Annotated in this window: 17 protein-coding genes; 7 read left to right on the top strand and 10 right to left on the bottom strand. The window is 39.9% G+C overall.

The genetic code is table 11. From position 1 onward, the window contains the following. Nucleotides 1-5: 5 nt before the first annotated feature. From BLO34_RS11540 to BLO34_RS11520, 5 genes are all read left to right on the top strand, one after another. On the top strand, nucleotides 6-1,316 hold the full coding sequence (locus BLO34_RS11540) for a T9SS type A sorting domain-containing protein (RefSeq protein ID WP_090755475.1): 1,311 nt from the start codon (nucleotides 6-8) through the stop codon (nucleotides 1,314-1,316). 2 nt (nucleotides 1,317-1,318) lie between these two features. Further along, nucleotides 1,319-3,487, top strand: coding sequence for a prolyl oligopeptidase family serine peptidase (locus tag BLO34_RS11535; RefSeq protein WP_090755474.1), 2,169 nt, complete (start codon nucleotides 1,319-1,321; stop codon nucleotides 3,485-3,487). Between the two features lie 99 nt (nucleotides 3,488-3,586). Beyond that, nucleotides 3,587-4,513, top strand: a complete 927-nt coding sequence (locus BLO34_RS11530) for an ABC transporter ATP-binding protein (RefSeq protein ID WP_090755472.1) — start codon at nucleotides 3,587-3,589, stop codon at nucleotides 4,511-4,513. Between the two features lie 95 nt (nucleotides 4,514-4,608). Further along, nucleotides 4,609-6,750, top strand: coding sequence for a TonB-dependent receptor (locus BLO34_RS11525; RefSeq protein ID WP_090755469.1), 2,142 nt, complete (start codon nucleotides 4,609-4,611; stop codon nucleotides 6,748-6,750). 100 nt (nucleotides 6,751-6,850) lie between these two features. Further along, nucleotides 6,851-7,465 carry a hypothetical protein gene (locus tag BLO34_RS11520; protein ID WP_090755467.1) on the top strand — a complete coding sequence of 205 codons (615 nt, stop codon included), beginning with the start codon at nucleotides 6,851-6,853 and terminating at the stop codon, nucleotides 7,463-7,465. 53 nt (nucleotides 7,466-7,518) lie between these two features. On the opposite strand, the gene accC is transcribed toward BLO34_RS11520, so the two are convergent. From accC to pdxA, 6 genes are all read right to left on the bottom strand, one after another. Next, nucleotides 7,519-8,868: an acetyl-CoA carboxylase biotin carboxylase subunit gene (accC, locus tag BLO34_RS11515; protein WP_090755466.1), complete on the bottom strand. Its 1,350-nt coding sequence runs from the start codon at nucleotides 8,866-8,868 to the stop codon at nucleotides 7,519-7,521. A 90-nt stretch (nucleotides 8,869-8,958) separates the two neighbouring features. After that, complete coding sequence (gene accB / locus BLO34_RS11510) at nucleotides 8,959-9,450, bottom strand: acetyl-CoA carboxylase biotin carboxyl carrier protein (protein WP_090755464.1); 492 nt, start codon at nucleotides 9,448-9,450, stop codon at nucleotides 8,959-8,961. A gap of 17 nt (nucleotides 9,451-9,467) precedes the next feature. After that, nucleotides 9,468-10,466, bottom strand: coding sequence for a beta-ketoacyl-ACP synthase III (locus tag BLO34_RS11505; RefSeq protein ID WP_090755462.1), 999 nt, complete (start codon nucleotides 10,464-10,466; stop codon nucleotides 9,468-9,470). Between the two features lie 143 nt (nucleotides 10,467-10,609). Further along, on the bottom strand, nucleotides 10,610-10,807 hold the full coding sequence (gene rpmF, locus BLO34_RS11500; RefSeq protein ID WP_015361852.1) for a 50S ribosomal protein L32: 198 nt from the start codon (nucleotides 10,805-10,807) through the stop codon (nucleotides 10,610-10,612). Between the two features lie 5 nt (nucleotides 10,808-10,812). Further along, the gene (locus tag BLO34_RS11495; protein ID WP_090755461.1) at nucleotides 10,813-11,352 is read right to left on the bottom strand and encodes a YceD family protein; all 540 of its coding nucleotides are present in this window, start codon (nucleotides 11,350-11,352) and stop codon (nucleotides 10,813-10,815) included. A 54-nt stretch (nucleotides 11,353-11,406) separates the two neighbouring features. Next, nucleotides 11,407-12,462, bottom strand: a complete 1,056-nt coding sequence (gene pdxA, locus BLO34_RS11490) for a 4-hydroxythreonine-4-phosphate dehydrogenase PdxA (protein WP_090756634.1) — start codon at nucleotides 12,460-12,462, stop codon at nucleotides 11,407-11,409. Nucleotides 12,463-12,522: 60 nt separating this feature from the next. On the opposite strand from pdxA, the gene BLO34_RS11485 reads away from it, so the two are divergent. Continuing rightward, nucleotides 12,523-13,107, top strand: a complete 585-nt coding sequence (locus BLO34_RS11485; protein WP_090755459.1) for a riboflavin synthase — start codon at nucleotides 12,523-12,525, stop codon at nucleotides 13,105-13,107. Here BLO34_RS11485 and BLO34_RS11480 read toward each other — a convergent pair. The 4 genes from BLO34_RS11480 to BLO34_RS11465 all read right to left on the bottom strand — a co-directional run bounded on the left by BLO34_RS11480 (nucleotide 13,104) and on the right by BLO34_RS11465 (nucleotide 16,594). Further along, on the bottom strand, nucleotides 13,104-13,289 hold the full coding sequence (locus tag BLO34_RS11480) for a PID-CTERM protein-sorting domain-containing protein (RefSeq protein WP_157686789.1): 186 nt from the start codon (nucleotides 13,287-13,289) through the stop codon (nucleotides 13,104-13,106). The two genes, BLO34_RS11485 and BLO34_RS11480, sit on opposite strands and share 4 nt — an antisense overlap. A gap of 261 nt (nucleotides 13,290-13,550) precedes the next feature. Next, entirely contained in the window at nucleotides 13,551-15,200 is a 1,650-nt protein-coding gene (locus BLO34_RS11475; protein ID WP_090755456.1) for a S8 family peptidase, read from the bottom strand. A 15-nt stretch (nucleotides 15,201-15,215) separates the two neighbouring features. Beyond that, nucleotides 15,216-16,076, bottom strand: coding sequence for an MBL fold metallo-hydrolase (locus BLO34_RS11470; RefSeq protein WP_090755455.1), 861 nt, complete (start codon nucleotides 16,074-16,076; stop codon nucleotides 15,216-15,218). A 71-nt stretch (nucleotides 16,077-16,147) separates the two neighbouring features. Continuing rightward, nucleotides 16,148-16,594 carry a hypothetical protein gene (locus tag BLO34_RS11465; protein ID WP_157686787.1) on the bottom strand — a complete coding sequence of 149 codons (447 nt, stop codon included), beginning with the start codon at nucleotides 16,592-16,594 and terminating at the stop codon, nucleotides 16,148-16,150. A 298-nt stretch (nucleotides 16,595-16,892) separates the two neighbouring features. On the opposite strand from BLO34_RS11465, the gene BLO34_RS11460 reads away from it, so the two are divergent. After that, nucleotides 16,893-18,755, top strand: a complete 1,863-nt coding sequence (locus BLO34_RS11460) for a cation:proton antiporter (RefSeq protein WP_090755453.1) — start codon at nucleotides 16,893-16,895, stop codon at nucleotides 18,753-18,755. Nucleotides 18,756-18,770: the final 15 nt, after the last annotated feature.

Raw genomic sequence — 18,770 nt, 5'->3', positions numbered from 1 at the left:
TTCTTATGAATAGATTATTACTTCTAAGCCTATCTGTCTTATTCACTTTAAGTTCACAGGCACAATTTTGGAATGAGGTAGATTCTGATTTTCCGACAGAATCTACCGGTATTTCTAGATTTACCATCGTGGATGAAAATGTAGCTTGGGGAATAGGCTACAATGGTATCAATCCCAATAACAACATCCAGCAGTTTTCAAGAACGACTGATGCTGGTCTTACTTGGAATGCGGGTATCATAGCTGTCGGCAATACGAATCTTGGCATAGGCGATATCGCTGCCATCGATGATCAGGTTGCTTTTATAGCGGTTTATCCTAGAATTGCAGACCAACAAGGCGGCATTTGGAAAACCGAAGATGGCGGCGCTTCTTGGAATAAAGCCAGCCAGACTGCATTTTCTTCAGCGAACAGTTTTGCCAATACCATCCATTTTTTTGATGCCAATAACGGTGTAGTAACAGGTGATCCAATCAATGGCAATTGGGAAATCTATATTACAACTGATGGCGGTACAAATTTTACACAAGTGGCCACTGCAAACATACCTGCACCACAAAATAATGAAACTGGTTACCTCGCCCAAAATACAGCATCAGGAGATTCCATATGGTTTACGACAAGTGCTGGAAGAGTGTTTCACTCGGCAAATCGTGGATTGAATTGGAATGTATATCAGTCGCCCATAAGTGATTTTGGCGGTGAGGATATATCTGGAGATCTCAGTTTTGCAAATGGCTCAAAGGGGATTTTACAGACAAATGCTGGCGCTATCTACAGCACTACGAACTCTGGTCAAACCTGGACAGAGATTGTGACAAGCGGTACTGCTGGTCCCTATGGCGATAATATTGCATACATACCGTCCAGCAGTTTGATAGTCAGTGTGGGTTCTGATCCTAATTTTCAAGGTAGTTCTTACTCAACTAACGACGGTTTGACCTGGACAAATATTGACAATGTGCAGCATGTTGACGTTGCATTTTTGAACCAGAACACTGGCTACAGCGGCGGTTTTACAAATAATGAAGATACATCTGGTGTATTTAAATATGCCGGTGATGTGCTTAGTGCTGGTGATGAGTTCGCTTTCGCGAAAGCGATATCCCTTTATCCCAACCCAACTAAAAACCAGATTCACATCTATGGAGCAGGCGTCATTAACAAGGTGGAATTGTTTAACTTAAGCGGCCAAAGCCTCAGGGTTTTCCAGCCATTAAACGATTTATCACTTGACGATTTACCAACTGGCACCTATCTTTTGAAAATCACGACACCACAGGGAAGTGAATCGCTTCCAGTACTTAAAAATTGATTATGAAAACAAAGAATATTTATGTAGCAGCGCTAGGTTTTCTGGCTCTTGCAGCTTGTAAGGATGAAAAAAATGAAGAAACGGCTATGGCGATGACCTATCCAGAAACTAAGAAGGTTGACACAACTGATGTTTATTTTGGCAATGAAGTCGCAGATCCATACCGTTGGTTAGAAGATGACCGCAGTGCAGAAACCGGTGAATGGGTCAAAGCCCAAAATAAGGTGACTCAAGACTATCTGTCCCAGATCCCGTACCGTGATAAAATCAACAAACGCCTCACGGAATTATGGAATTATGAAAAAATAGGCGCTCCATTCATTGAAGGTGACTACGCTTATTACTCAAAGAATGACGGCTTGCAAAATCAATCTGTCCTTTACAGATATGAGAAAAATGCAGACCCATCTACTGCTACAGTGTTCTTGGATCCCAACACATTTGCTGCTGACGGCACTATATCATTAGGCGGCCTTAGTTTTACAGAAGATGGTTCAAAACTAGCCTACTCTATTTCTACCGGTGGTAGCGACTGGCGCAAGATCATTGTTATGGACTCAGCTTCTAAAGAAATTATAGGTGACACTATTCAGGATGTGAAGTTCTCTGGCCTTTCCTGGTATAAGGATGAAGGCATCTATTACTCTAGTTATGATAAGCCTAAGGGCAGCGAGCTCAGCGCCATGACAGATCAACACAAGTTGTATTATCACAAACTGGGAACGCCACAAAGTTCTGATAAGATCATTTTTGGCGGTACTCCAGATCAAAAATATAGATACATAGGCGGTAACGTGACTGACGACCAGCGGTTATTAATCATATCTGCCAGTACGAGTACCAATGGCGGCAAATTGTTCATGAAACGATTGGATCAACCCAATGCTCCGTTAGTGACGATCTTGGATAATTTCGATACCAACAGTTATGTACTTCACAATGAAGGTGATTTGTTATGGCTGGTAACCGACTATAATGCTCCCAATAAACGTGTGGTTACAACAAATATCTCTAATCCAACACCAGACAACTGGGTTGATCTTATTCCAGAAACAGAGAATGTGCTTTCTCCATCAACTGGTGGTGGTTACATCTTTGCAGAATATATGGTTGATGCTGTATCGCAAATCAAACAGTTCAATCTTGATGGAACGTTAGTGCGTGATGTAGAATTACCTGGAGTTGGTAATGTGGGCGGTTTTGGCGCAAAGGATGAAGACAAGACACTTTATTACTCCTTCACAAATTACGTGACCCCTGGAAGTACGTATCTCTACAATATAGAAAAAGGAACCTCTGAATTATACCGCAAGCCAGATATCAAGTTTGATCCAGATAACTACGAGAGTAAGCAGGTTTTCTATAATTCAAAAGATGGCACCCAGATCCCGATGATCATTTCCTATAAAAAAGGAATGAAGCAAGATGGTACCAACCCAACTATTCTTTACGGTTATGGAGGTTTTAATATCTCGCTTAATCCAGGATTCTCTGTTTCCAGAGCTGCATGGATGGAAATGGGTGGCGTCTATGCGGTAGCCAACCTGCGTGGTGGTGGAGAATATGGTAAAAAATGGCATGATGCAGGAACTAAAATGCAGAAGCAAAATGTTTTTGACGACTTTATTGCTGCCGCAGAATATCTCAAAAAAGAAAAGTACACCTCAACAGAAAAGCTGGCGATTCAAGGTGGATCCAATGGTGGTTTGTTAGTTGGCGCTACCATGACACAACGGCCAGACCTTGCTGCCGTCGCTATACCTCAAGTAGGTGTTCTTGATATGTTGCGCTACAACAAATTTACAGCTGGTGCTGGTTGGGCATACGACTATGGAACAGCAGAGGATAATACCGAAATGTTCAATTACTTAAAGAATTATTCTCCGCTACATAACATCAAGGAAGGAACCAATTATCCAGCAACTTTAGTTACAACTGGTGACCATGATGATCGCGTTGTACCTGCACATTCCTTTAAGTTTGCGGCAGAGCTTCAATCCAAACAAGCTGGTGACAAACCAACATTAATCCGCATTGAAACTGATGCTGGTCATGGTGCTGGAAAACCTACCAGCAAAATCATTGAAGAACAAACTGATATTTATGGATTTACTCTTTATAATATGGGTTACAAAGAATTACCGCAGCCTGTTAGTGATGTGAAAATGTAATTTAAGGATAGTATTTCTCTTAAACCGCCATCTAAGAAGATGGCGGTTTTTTTATGTGCGTTTCAATTGGACTCACTCAATGGTCAGTACCTTTGTTAGATGCTGCAGTTGACTGATATAAATTTCGCTTTCGCGAAAGCGAGAACTCTCAAAGACATCTCTCTTGAATTAGAGCAAGGCTGCATTGCAGCGGTTATGGGCGAAAGCGGCTGCGGTAAAAGCACGCTGCTCAATCTGATCTACGGGTTGCTTGAACAAGATTCTGGGACTGTTACATGGAATGATGAAGAACTCCTAGGCGCAGACCATCATCTTGTTCCAGGACATCCCATGATGAAGTATGTGCCTCAAGAATTTGATTTGATGCCCTACACTACTGTGTTTGAAAACGTAGGCGAACATTTATCGATTCAATTAGATGATCGTAGTCAAACCATACAGCAACTACTACGAGTAGTAGAAATGGAGTCCTTTTCAGATCGCAAGGTCAAGACATTGTCTGGAGGTCAAAAACAGCGTGTGGCAATTGCCAAAGCTTTGGCGCAACAACCCAAGCTCCTTCTATTGGACGAGCCTTTTAGCCATGTCGATAATTTTAGAAAAAACAATTTAAGGCGTCAGCTTTTCAAGTATTTGAGAGAAGAAAATATCAGTTGTCTCATTGCCACTCATGATCGTGGTGACGTTCTTTCTTTCACTGATGAAACTATTGTGATGAAAGCTGGTGAGATTGTAGATCATAGACCAACAATAGAGATTTACAACAAACCTAAAGACTTTTACGTAGCATCACTATTTGATGACATAAACGTAGTTGGGGCTGGATTTTTTAATAATGATCAAGAGATGTTATTTTATCCACATCAATTAATGATCGCAGATTCTGGAGTACCAGCAGTTGTAAAGAATTCCTACTTTAAAGGTGATTATTATTTATTAAAGTGTGAAGCAAAGAATCAAATGTTCTGGGTCAATTCAGCCGATTTTGTGCCAGTTTCCTCCAACGTATTTCTCGCAAGGTTTTAATTTTTACGTTTCAGCATCTTGATTCTACAACTGGGTAGGTTCAAATTTATTTAGGTGTTATTCCACCTCATGTTTGTCTCATCAAACCGACAATCATGAAAGCTCTTCTTCTTTTTCTCCTTCTTTTCTCGTCTATTTCCTCAGCACAAACAAAAATATCGGGAACCATTACAGATTCTAAAAACCAGCCTTTAATGGGCGTGAATGTTTATCTGGAAGGTACTTATGATGGAGCTATGTCTGATGTGGATGGCAAATTCGTATTTACAACTTCAGAAACTGGCCCTGTAATTCTTATTGCCAGCTTTATAGGATATGAAGAATTTAGAAGAGAGACTTCCGTAGCTACTTTAAGTAAGGTTGCAATCTCTTTGAGAGAAAGCATGAACGCATTGAATACTGTAGTTTTAAGTGCTGGTAGTTTTAGCGCCGGAGATAGTTCAAAGGCTAGCGTTCTTAAACCTTTGGATATCGTTACTACAGCTGGAGCAGCTGGTGACTTTCTGGGAGCATTGCAAACCTTACCTGGTACAACGGCAAACCCAGATGATGGACGCTTGTTCGTTCGCGGCGGTACAGCAGATGAAACCCAAATCTTCGTAGATGGAAACAGAGTATTTAGTCCTTACACACCATCTACCGGTAACATTCCTACTAGAGGACGCTTTTCGCCGTTTCTTTTTGACGGTATCACTTTTTCCACTGGTGGCTACAGCGCAGAATATGGTGATGCGCTTTCATCAGTTTTACTGCTCAACACCACCAACTTTCCCATAGAAGAAAAGACTGAAGTGCAGTTAATGACCGTTGGCGTTGGGGCAGGAAACACCCAAATATGGGAAGAGAACAGTTTGAGCGTGAATGCTACTTACATCAATCTCGCACCGTACAATGAAATCATACCCCAAAACAATCAGTTTATAGATCCATTTCAAAGCGCCAGCGGTGAAGCTGTCTACAGACATAAAACAAATAAGGGCTTGTTTAAAGCCTATGGTGCTTTTTCATATAGTGATTTTAGTTTGATTCAAGAAGATATCAATGTAGAGGACGGTTTCTTCTTCGGACTGCGCAATCGCAATTATTATGGTAACCTCAACTACACAGGCGAGCTTTCTGAAAGCTGGGAAATTCAATCAGGCGTCAGTCTTTCAAAGGATCATACTGATTTGAATTTGACAACAACTAAAATTGACAATTCCGAAACTGCAGTGAATGGTAAAGTCAAAGTCTCAAAGCGATATAATAATTACTTTAAGATGCACTACGGTGCAGAACAGTTTGTCATCGATAGTAAAGAGAGTATCCTATTTGAACAGGAAAACTTCAATAATACCATAAGTCAATACAATACTGGAGCATTTGTCGAATCAGAATTATTTGCTTCAAAAGATCTGGCATTCAAAATAGGCGGCCGTGCAGACTACTATAATACAACACAGCAAATTAGATTTTCTCCTAGATTGAGCGCGGCGATAAGCATAAGCGACAACACGCAGATCTCTGCAGCTTACGGAATGTTTCATCAGCAAATCGATAACAGTATTCTTCAATACGATTCCAGCCTTGAAACCGAAAAAGCAGAACATTTTATACTCAACTTTTTACATAAAAAGAACAATAGAATGTTACGGGCAGAAGCTTACTACAAAAAATACGATAACCTATTGACCTACGACACCAGCAGGCCAGCATTCAACTCAAATTATGAAAACGGTGGTGATGGATACGCTACAGGTCTCGATATTTTCTGGAGAGACGAGCAGTCCATAAAAAATCTAGAGTATTGGGTGAGCTATTCCTTCCTAGATACTGAAAGATTGTATAGAAACTATCCACAAACCGCAACACCTCAATTTGCAACTGATCATAACCTAAGTATCGTGACAAAATACTGGGTAGATGACCTACAATCACAGATAGGGTTCACATACAATTATGCCAGCGGCAGACCTTTTACCAATGCAAACCAAGAAGGGTTTTTGAACGATAAGACCACAGATTTTCAGAGTTTGGATTTCAATTGGGCCTATCTGCTAGACGATAGTAAGATCCTTTATTTATCTGTGAGCAATGTGATGGGTCGAGATAACATTTTTGGCTATCAATACAGCAATGCACCAGACGTTCAGGGTCAGTTTGATAGAAGAGCTATAGGGCAGGCAGCAGACCGCTTCATTTTTGTCGGTTTCTTTTGGACCATTGGCGGCAGTGATAATCAGCTGGACAATTTATAATACAGTTCAGATATGCAAAATGACAGTTGGGATTGTTCCGCTTTCGCGAAAGCGAGATTACCTAGACATTTGAACTAAACAAACTAAAATTCAATCTATTATGAAAGCTCTAACCACTACTCTACTTCTATTCATCGCAACATTTTGTATGGCACAGTCCAATTATGAAAAAGCCATGACTAAAGGTTTAGAAACCATGCAAACCGATTTGAACGCGGCAGGGCAGCAGTTTGAACGCATCACGGCAGCAGAAAAAGAAAATTGGCTGCCGCCATATTACGCTGCTCTCGCGTACGTCAATAGTTCGTGGGGTCAAAATCCAAAAGAACAGACGCTGGCATCAATGAAAAAAGCTCAAGAGTTCATCAACAAAACTGAATCGCTTTCATTAAACAATCCTGAAATCATGGTGCTGCAAGGATTACTCAATACCTGTTACATCCAGTATGACAGTAGTATTTACGGCATGAAGCTCTCTGGATCAACCACTGCAATTTATGAAAAAGCTCTAGCCATGGCTCCTAAAAATCCTAGAGTCGTGAGCAGTCGTGCAAAGTGGTTGATGGGTAGCGCTCGATTTTTTGGCAAAGATGTGACACCATACTGCGGTCAATTGGAAACTGCCATAAGCTTATTTAAGCAGGAGAAAGCTGATGGTTTTATGCCTTCTTGGGGATTAGAAGGTGCTGCAAAAGCACAGCAGGATTGTAAATAAAAAAAGCGCCACATCAAATTGACCTGGCGCTTACTATTTATTGAATTAAAGAACTAGTCTTCTAGCGGTTTCATGACAAAGGTGTCCATGAAAGCTGTTGTGTAATCACCTTTTACATAAGCAGGCTCATCCATTAGTTGTCTATGGAAAGGAATGGTTGTTTTCACACCTTCTATGACAAACTCATCTAGAGCACGCTTCATTTTATCAATCGCTTCTTGTCTTGTACGCGCGGTAGTAATCAATTTTGCGATCATACTATCATAGTTAGGCGGTATGGAATAACCCGCATAAACGTGCGTGTCAAGTCTTACTCCATGACCACCTGGGGCATGTAGTGTGGTGATCTTTCCTGGAGAAGGTCTAAAGCCATTATAAGGATCCTCTGCATTTATGCGGCACTCAATAGAGTGCAATGCTGGCTCATAATTCTTACCAGAAATCTTTACACCACTAGCAACAAGTATTTGCTCGCGTATGAGGTCAAAGTCAATCACCTGTTCCGTTATAGGGTGCTCTACCTGAATACGAGTATTCATTTCCATGAAGTAGAAATTGCGGTGCTTATCTACAAGAAATTCGACCGTTCCTGCTCCTTCATAGGCAATATATTCTGCTGCTCTAACGGCCGCTTCACCCATTTCCTTACGTAACTTTTTAGTCATGAAAGGTGATGGAACTTCCTCAGTAAGCTTCTGGTGACGTCGTTGTACACTACAGTCACGTTCACTTAAATGACATGCTTTACCATAGCTATCTCCTACAATCTGGATTTCAATATGACGTGGCTCTTCAATGAGTTTTTCCATGTACATATCATCATTGCCAAAGGCGGCTTTACTTTCCTGGCGGGCACTTTCCCATGCGGTAAGTAATTTATCTTCAGACCAGACAGCTCTCATCCCTTTACCACCACCACCAGCGGTAGCTTTAAGCATAACTGGATAGCCGGTTTCCAATGCTACCTTTTTACAGGTTTCAAAATCTGGAATAATTCCTTCTGATCCTGGTACGCAAGGAACTCCTGCTGCTTTCATGGTAGCTTTGGCAGTTGCCTTATCTCCCATTTTTGCAATCATCTCTGGACCTGCTCCTATAAATTTAATCTTGTGCTCCTCACAGATGCGAGAAAAGTCTGCATTCTCAGATAAAAAACCGTACCCTGGATGTATTGCATCTGCATTAGTAATTTCTGCAGCGCTAATGATATTTGACATTTTGAGGTAGGACAGGTTGCTGGGTGGTGGCCCAATACAAACGGCCTCGTCTGCAAATTTCACGTGAAGGCTATCAGCATCTGCTGTAGAATAAACCGCAACGGTTTTGATACCCATTTCTTTACAGGTACGAATAACACGCAATGCGATCTCACCACGATTTGCAATCAATATTTTTTTAAACATAATGTTTGTTTTTAGTGAGTGTGTTTATGGAGATATCGCTTTCGCGAAAGCGTCATCACCACAACATTTACGATCTAATCTAGCTTAGAACTAGGAAGGATCTACTAAAAATAATGGCTGGTCAAATTCTACAGGAGACATATCGTCGATAAGAACCTTAACGATAGTTCCAGAAACCTCGCTTTCAATCTCGTTGAAAAGTTTCATCGCCTCAATAATACATAGAGTATCGCCTACCTTGACGCTATCGCCTACCTCAACAAAAGTGTCCTTCTCTGGTGATGGCTTTCTATAGAAAGTTCCAATAATTGGAGATTTAACCGTGATGTATTTATCATCTCCAGCAGATTGCGCAGCGGCTGATGCAGTCCCTTCACCTGATGCAGATGGTGCCGCAGCAGCTGCAGCGGCTGGTGCAGGTGCCGGAGCAGCTTGAGCCATTGGCTGTTGCATGTAGGTAATATTAGGCTCGTCAGATCCCGTTTTGATCGTGATCTTAATATCATCCATTTCAAGCTTTACCTCGCTAGCGCCAGATTTTGCTACGAATTTGATGAGGTTTTGTATTTCCTTAAGTTCCATAGGGTTAATGGTTATTATTAATTAGTATTGTAAGCCCATTTTAAAAGAATAGATCCCCAAGTAAATCCACCACCAAAGGCAGCAAAAACAAGAGTATCTCCTTTTTTGAGTTGTTTTTCGTAATCGTTTAGGCAAAGCGGTAAAGTAGCACTGGTCGTATTACCGTACTTGTGAATATTGATCATCACCTGATCGTCAGGAAGGTTGACGCGCTTTGCGGTCGCATCTATAATACGCTTATTTGCCTGATGTGGTACCAGCCAGTCTATATCCTCATTAGTGAGGTTGTTTCTTTTCACAATCTGTTCTGAAACATCTGCCATATTAGAAACCGCGTGCTTGAAAACATTCTTTCCATCTTGATACACAAAGTGTTGTTTGTTTTTTACCGTCTCCTGACTCGCGGGTAATAATGAACCGCCAGCCTCAATGCGCAAGAAATCCCTACCAGATCCATCTGATCTCAAAATTTCATCTTGCAAGCCTAATCCTTCATTATTAGGCTCAAACAAAACCGCGCCACCTCCATCTCCAAAGATGATACACGTAGCGCGGTCTTTATAATCAATAATGCTGGACATTTTATCTGCTCCTATAAGCAGTACTTTTTTATATCTTCCTGACTCCACATAAGCAGCTGCGGTACTCATACCGTATAAAAAACCAGAGCAAGCAGCCATCAAATCGTATGAAAAAGCATTGTTTGCACCTATTTCAGTAGCAACATACGCTGCTGTTGACGCAACAGGTAAATCTGGAGTTACTGTCGCAACAATGACTAAATCAATTGTGGAAGGGTCTGTATTGGATTTTTCCAATAAATCCTGAGCGGCCATTATGGCTAAGTAAGATGTTCCTTTGTCAGGATCTTTAAGTATACGTCGCTCCTTTATACCTGTGCGAGTGGTAATCCACTCATCATTAGTTTCTACCAGAGTTTCCAATATGGAGTTGGTAAGTCTATATTCAGGGACATAAGCGCCTACGGCAGTTATGGCCGCTTTCATATCTATCATACCTCGATTTCTAGAAGGATTGCTTCAACTTTGAAAGCTACTAAAAAACAACAAAAAATGACACGTTTTCTCTCAAAAACGTGTCATTTTTTGTGAATATCGTTAAAATACTGTCTGAAAGCAGTGTAACCTAAGGTTTTAGATTATGCTTCTGCTACTTCAGTTTTGTCTATAAGAACATTACCTCTGTAGTACAATTTACCTTCATGCCAGTGTGCACGGTGATATAGGTGAGCCTCACCAGTTGTGCTATCAGTTGCTATTTGAGGTACTGAAGCTTTGTAGTGCGTTCTTCTTTTGTCTCTTCTCGTTTTCGAGATTTTTCTCTTAGGATGCGCCATGGCTATTAATTATTATCCGTTTTTAATTTCTTTAATGCGTCCCATCTGGGATCAGTGTCAATTCCATCTTCTATTTCATCTGAACTTGACAGTTTCAATTCTTCCAATTTATCCAGAACATCTGATTCTAAAGAACCATCCTCCAACCCTGGATGTGTTTTTTTAAGCGGTATGGATAAGGCAACCATTTCATAAAGATATTGAGCAACATTAAGCTCATACTCTCCATGAGGCAAGATCAATATATCTTCATTTTCATCATTAAACCTGTCTCCAAATTTCACTACAATATCCATCATAGCCTCGACTGGCATATCAAAAGGCTCATTAGTAACATCACAATTAACATTGACGCTACCAGACCCTAATAGATGAAGATCCATTAAAGTTGATCTTTTGTCTAATTCAACGTTAGCAATTACTGCTGCTGAATTAAACTCATCATATCCAAAACTTTCAAAAAACTCATTATCAAGCTCAAAGGAAAACTCATGCTTACCTTGCTTAAGTCCAGCAAAGGCTATTTTGAATTCTTTGAGTTCCATAATATTCTCTTTCAAAGAGCGGGCAAAGATAATAAAAGTTATTAAAACGCCTTGTTAATATTCTCTACGTTTTCTTGCTTGAGATTTCAATGGATTTGAAGTCAATTTATCGTAGCTTTTTCTTTTGCGATAAATAGCCACTGCTGCATGAATAGCAGCTATCATTGAACTTGGATTTGCCTCGTTCTTACCAGCGATATCAAAGCCTGTCCCGTGGTCTGGACTAGTTCTCACATGGCTGAGCCCAGCAGTATAATTAACACCAGAACCGAAGCTCAAGGTTTTAAATGGAATAAGTCCTTGATCATGATAGCTAGCTAGGATGGCGTCAAAGTTTTTGTAATTCCCACTTCCAAAAAACGCATCTGCTGCATAAGGTCCAAAAATTATATTACCATCTTCCCGTAAATCTTCCAAAGCTGGAATCAGTTTTTCTTGATCATCAGTTCCTATAACGCCATTATCTCCTACGTGTGGGTTAATCCCTAAAACAGCAATCTTTGGCTTTGTGATACCAAAATCTCTTTTCAAAGACTTCTTGATTGTACCGATTTTGGTTTTGATAAGTTTACCAGTTATTTGATTTGACACCTCGCTGATAGGCACATGGTCTGTTATAAGTCCAACTCTCAGACTTTCAGAAATCATAAACATCAAGCTCTCGCCCTCTAGTTCTTGATTTAAGAAGTCAGTATGGCCAGGAAAATTAAAATCCTGAGACTGTATAGCTTCCTTATGAATGGGCGCTGTAACTAATACGCTGATTTTATCATCTTTCAACGCCAGGACTGCGGCTCGCAAGCTTTTAATAGCGATCTCGCCAGCTTTTGGGCTTACTGTTCCCCATTCCACTTTAAAGTCATCCTCCAATAACCGAACAACATTTATTTTACCAATAACAATGTTATCTAAGGATTTGATTCCGTGAATTTTGTTTGATAAACTAAACTCTTTCAAATAGAACGAAAAAAGTCTAGTGCTCGCAAAAATCACTGGTGTGTACATCTCAAGCATCATCGGATCCTCAAATGCCTTCAACACGATCTCGCCACCTACCCCATTGGGGTCTCCGATGCTTATTCCTACCTTGATGTTCTTTTGTTTATCCATGAATGAAGCGATTTTTCGCTGTATTTTTGAAAGTCTAAAAATAACGGTTTTCAACTACTTATGTTCACAGGAATCATAGAGTCTACTTCAAAAATCATTGCTATTGAGAAAGATCAGTCTAATATTCATTTTACTCTAGAGAACAAACTGGCTGCTGAGTTCAAAGTCGATCAAAGTGTTAGCCACGATGGTGTATGCCTAACTGTTGTTGAACTTAATGGAAATCAATATAAGGTAACCGCAATTAAAGAAACATTGGAGAAAACGAACCTCAGCACTTGGAAAGCTGGAGGCTTAGTGAATATGGAACGAGCCATGTTGATGAATGCCCGATTAGATGGACATATAGTTCAAGGCCATGTGGACCAAATAGCTACATGCATTGAGAAAAGTCAACAAGATGGTTCTTGGGTGTTTAGCTTTAGATATAATCCTGACTCCAACAATGTGACCATTGAAAAAGGTAGTATTTGTATTAACGGTGTTAGTTTAACCGTTGTTAACTCAAAAACAGATTCCTTTTCAGTAGCTATAATTCCTTATACCTATGAACATACTGGTTTTAAATATCTTCAGGTGGATGACAAGGTAAATTTAGAATTTGATGTAATAGGGAAGTATGTGAAGAGACTTATGTCTCTTTAATCTGCTTTTTGCATTTTCTTTTTGAGAGTGTGAAAATGATATACCCCAATAATAATTGCTGCTATTATCAATATCCAAATAGATCCATCGATAGGTACTTGATCACCAACTGGCGGTGCTGGACCCATTTTAGGCACTGGCGGTGCGCTTGCAGATCCCTGCATAAGCAAAGCCATGAACATAGAGTAGAGTTGTAGGGGCATGAAATAGATAACTAGTAGCAAAAGTAGGGCGTTCTGTTAGTTAAATACGCTAAAAGTCGATTATTGGTTCAGATAACGGTATTATTGTGCTATACGTCGATTTTTTTAACTGTTGTTATCCACTATTTATCAACAATCAATCCATAATAGCGATTAACTGATTGACGTTTATTACATAAATAACAAAAAAAACCTCGAAATATTATATTTCGAGGTTTTTCCTATAATATCATTTTCAGACTACATTTTGGAAGCCAATACTAATGCATTATAAAGGTTAGCCATTTTTCCAGAGGAAGTTATTTGATTAAAGCTTTTCTTACTTTCATCACCTAAAACAACATCAATACTTGTTGTTAAACCACTGTCCATGATTATTTGCTTAGTTTGTGCTGCAGTTAATTTTGGAAACTGAGATCTAATGACGGCTGCTACTCCTGCAACAGCTGGTGAAGCCATACTAGTTCCTCCTGCATTTCTGTATTCATTCAATGGTGCTGTAGAATAAACAGCAACACCAGGAGCAAATACGTCTACAGACGACTTTCCATAGTTAGAGAAATTAGCAACCATTTTAGGTCCATAAGTAGGAGCAAGAGCTCCAACGGTTAGGAAATTATCTGATATATTACTACCTATTCCTTCTTGATCCTGTGGATAAACTTGGGTAGAGTCAGTGTCTAGAGACTCGTTCCCCGCTGCATTTACAATCAATACATCTTTACTTGCTGCGTATTTGATTGCATCCCAAACCCATTCCGGATTTGGAGAATGGTATTTACCAAAACTAGTATTGATGACCTTAGCGCCATTATCTGCCGCATAACGTATTGCTTTAGCTACATCTTTATCATATTCATCAGCTTGAGATACAGCTCTCAAAACCATGATTTGTGCATTATTTGCTACACCGTTAACTCCTAACCCATTATTTCTTTCTGCCGCAACAATACCCGCAACGTGTGTGCCGTGAAAAGCATCTGCTTTTTTAGGATCTGGTCCAGAGTATTCGTTATTTCCATAAACACCAGTATCCCATACGTAAGGGTCGTCTCCTAAAATGTCACGACGATAGTTGGTTTTCAATTTATCACCATTCATTAAGCTGGTAGCGTCATTAATCAGTTTTGTCAATTCTTCTTTGGCTTGATCTGCAGACTCCAGACCTTGACTCATATAAGCCTTTATAGTAGCCGCAGCTTGCTGAACCTGTGGGTCGTCAGACTTGGCTGCTTTTTCAATATCTTCTTCAGTATAATCATCGTTTCCTGAAAATTGTTCAAGCGTTGCATCTACCTGATTAATCTGCTGTAAGATTTGCTCATATACCATTTTAGTCTGTCCAGCCTCAGCAACTTTCTCATCGTATTCTTTTTGTGCTTTGGCGACAACATCAGCAGGTAACTTGGCTTTGTCTCTTACAATTCTTTCATATTCTAGATTCTCATCGACGATATCGCCTAAGAAATTCCAGCCATGAATATCATCGATGTAGCCGTTGTTGTCATCATCAATCCCATTTCCTGGAATTTCATCTTCATTGGTCCAGATTACTCCATCAAGATCTTCATGATCAATATCTACACCAGAGTCGATAATAGCAACAATAACTGGCTCGCCCTTACGAACGGTTTCTTTCCCATTTACCATGGTCGTCAATAACTCGTTGTAGGCACGATCTACTGACATACCAGGCACAGTATCCATAACAAGATCAAGGTCCTTCCAATTTTTGGCTTGAGTTTCTGATAGCTCTGCAACCTTGAGGGGTTGTTGATCAATATTTTCAATAGGCGGTGATGCAATGTTCAAGCTACTGCCGCCGCAACCTACTAACATCCCTGTAGATGCTACTGCTATGAAAGCGTATTTTAAAAAATTCTTATTCATTTGTATTGGGTTTAATTAATTATCAAATAGTTCTTTAAAGGTAAAAACCTTGTCTAGTCGTACACCTTTTTCTGTATGTTTTACTGTAATGATCTCATGATGTGGATCGTGTTCCAGAATCAAATAATAGTTATTGGTTGCTGCTCGATCCAGAAACTTTGCTTTTTCATCAAGAGTCAACAATGGTCTTGTATCATATCCCATGACATAAGGTAACGGCAAATGACCTGCTGTAGGCAAAAGATCTGCCATGTAAACAAATGTCTTTCCACCTATTTCAAGATGCGGGATCATCATTTTTTCTGTATGTCCATCGACAAACAAGATGCCAAAATCCATCTCGTCACTCTCGTGATAATCTGACTCTTGCTTAATGAATTGAAGCTGTCCACTTTCCTCGATGGGTTTGATGTTCTCCTTAAGAAAACTTGCTTTCTCTCTTTCATTAGGTTCCGTTGCCCATTGCCAGTGATTGCGGTTGGTGTGGAATTTCGCTTTCGCGAAAGCGGGCTCCATATAACCTCCTTTTTCATTACGGACAATTGCACCACCGCAATGATCAAAGTGCAAATGCGTCAAAAACACATCAGTAATATCATCTTTAGAAAAACCTAAATCGTTGAGCGAACTGTCCAGATCAAACTTGTGGTCCATATAATAATAGCCGAAGAACTTTTCTGACTGCTTATGTCCCATTCCCGTATCAATAAGTGTAAGCCGGTCACCATTTTCAACTAATAGGCATCTAGCCGCCATATCAATCATATTGTTGGAGTCTGCAGGGTTCGTGCGAGACCACAAAGATTTGGGCACCACGCCAAACATAGCGCCACCATCCAACTTAAAATTCCCAGCTTCTACAGGATAGATTTTCATACACCCGCAAAATACAAAATAGGTCAGGTTGTCGTTGAGACAGGCCTTAATATTATGAGTTGTTTAATATTCTAGAGATTGTAGAGGCTGCTTATGGCAAAAGTATTTGCACTAGTCAGCGCCTGACCGCTATTACAACCCTCTTTACTAGGCCATGTTTCTTTAGGTTTGTCTCTTCTAAAAAAGGTGACATTATTAAGCTTGAGTTTGTCCAGACTAGCCGTACCGAAGGAGAACGTAAATATGTAATCCTCACCGTTTACAAACTTTGAAGTAATATCCTGATAGACTGACTTTTCCCTATCGTTATATGTGTAACATATCATCACCGCATAAACTCCAGATGTTTTTGTAGTTTCTGCTGCATTACCATCATAACCACTAGGTGTTACCCTAAGCCGGTGATCATTGGTGGTTTTCTCAAATAAGGAATATTTGACTGCTGTAATATTCTGAGCGATCATTGAAGTAGTTGAAAACAGAATCGCAAGGATGGAGAGTTGTAGTAACTGTTTCATGTTGATTGATTTAGTCCTCTAAATTTAATAATTGATGAGGTTTTTTCCAATACCCTATTCAGGGTATATTTTCAAAGAATGACTTATCAGATCTATTGAATTAAGCTTGATATTTTTGAGAAAAGCCAAATATGGTCTGGCTCTTATTTAAAATAGGTATGAGCGGTTCAAATGGCAGCAATTTTTTTGTTAAAGAGCTCTATATGCCGTTTATTGTATGTTTATTGCGCTTTCGCGAAAGCGAGCTAACTTTTCAACCTCATCAAAAGGTTGTAATTTCAATTTATAGAACCAACACATGTTAGAACTTTCTGGAATAATCATATTAGGGATATTTGCGCAATGGATGGCGTGGAAATTTAAGATTCCTGCTATTCTGCCCTTGATCATTATTGGCCTATTGGTAGGTCCACTTGCTACTCTATTCACTCCTGAGCATTCCAAACTCATCCAACCTGTATTTGACATTGAGTCAGAATTAGGTCTTTTCCCTGGCGACAGTTTGTATTATTTTGTCTCGCTGGCGATAAGTATCATACTTTTTGAAGGCGGTTTGACTCTCAAACGTGCAGAAATTCTAAATACCGGACCCGTTATAGGTAAGCTAATCTCAGTAGCTGTTATCATTACATTTTTAGGTGCTGGTGTTGCTACTCATTTCATATTTGGGTTGTCTTGGGAAATTTCTTTGTTGTTCAGTGCACTTATTATAGTTACTGGTCCAACGGTGATCACTCCTATTCTGCGTAATATTCCGCTAAAGAAAGACATCAGTTCCATTCTCAAATGGGAAGGAATTTTGATCGATCCTATAGGTGCGCTTTTTGCCGTTTTGGTTTTTGAATTTATCAGTGCTAACGCTGGCGGTGAGTTTACTGTGGTCGCGTTGCAGGAGTTTGGAAAGATTGTACTCTTTGGGTTCTCTTTTGGATTCTCTTTTGCGCACGGGCTTGCCTTTATTATCAAAGCAAAACAAGTACCTCACTATTTGCTGAATGTGTTTACACTAGCGACCGTTCTAGGTGTTTTTGTTTTGAGCGATTCTTTTGCTCATGAATCTGGACTTCTTGCGGTTGTAGTGATGGGAATGGTTCTAGGTAACATCAACTTACCTAATATTAAAGAGCTTCTTTATTTCAAGGAATCGCTAAGTGTTCTTTTGATATCGATACTTTTTATCCTTCTCGCAGCTAATATTGACATCGTTAATCTAGAATTGCTCTACAACTGGCGAACTGCTCTGCTGTTTGGTATTGTTGTTTTGATTATACGGCCATTGGGTGTTTTTGCAAGTAGTATAAATAGCGGTCTCAATTTGAACGAAAAGCTATTTATCTCTTGGGTAGGACCGCGAGGTATTGTTGCCGCTGGTATAGCTTCTCTTTTTGGTTCTAAGTTGGTAAGTCAAGGAATCCCTGGAGCAGAATATATAACACCATTGGTGTTCATGATTGTATTAGGAACGGTACTTCTTAATGCTACTACGGCTCGATTGTTTGCAAAGATAGTTGGTGTGTTCCTCAAGCAGTCTGAAGGTATCATGATCGTTGGTGCTTCAAAATTCAGTAGACTTATTGCTCAATACCTTAAGGAACATGGTAGAAGTGTCGTCCTTATAGATACTAACACTAATAATATACGCGCAGCAAAAGAAAGAGGTCTAGACGCACAGGTAGCAGATATCTACAGCGATGCGCTTACTGATGACATTGAATTTAATAATGTAGGATATCTTTTAGCACTAACAGGAAACTCGCAAATCAATGATTATGCGATTGAAAGATTCGGTAAATTATATGGAGAAAACGGAGCGTTTAGAATCGTACACTCTAGCGAAATTAGTAATCCAAATGAGAATCCAGATGCGGGCTTGTTTTCTGCTACTGATGATTATGTCAACTTAATGGAAGTCGCTCGTCACCACGGTGATATTCATGAAATAGAACTTGATTCTACACAACATTTCCGTGGGCTGATCGAGATTACAAAAACAGATTCAGACATCGTTCCTTTATTCATTAGAAACGGCAAAAAAATCGACCTAATTCCTTCAAACTCTGTAGAGATTGAGATCGAGGAAGGAAGTTTGCTGGTTTATATGGGTAAACAAATCGTTGAGCAAGCCAGCGGTGAGGTTACCATGGAAGATGTTATAGAATAAAAAAAGCCCTTCAGA

It is taken from the genome of Nonlabens sp. Hel1_33_55 (assembly GCF_900101765.1).
Lineage (GTDB): Bacteria > Bacteroidota > Bacteroidia > Flavobacteriales > Flavobacteriaceae > Nonlabens.
Note: the sequence above shows the minus strand (reverse complement) of the source record. Positions and strands in the feature narration are given on the sequence as shown.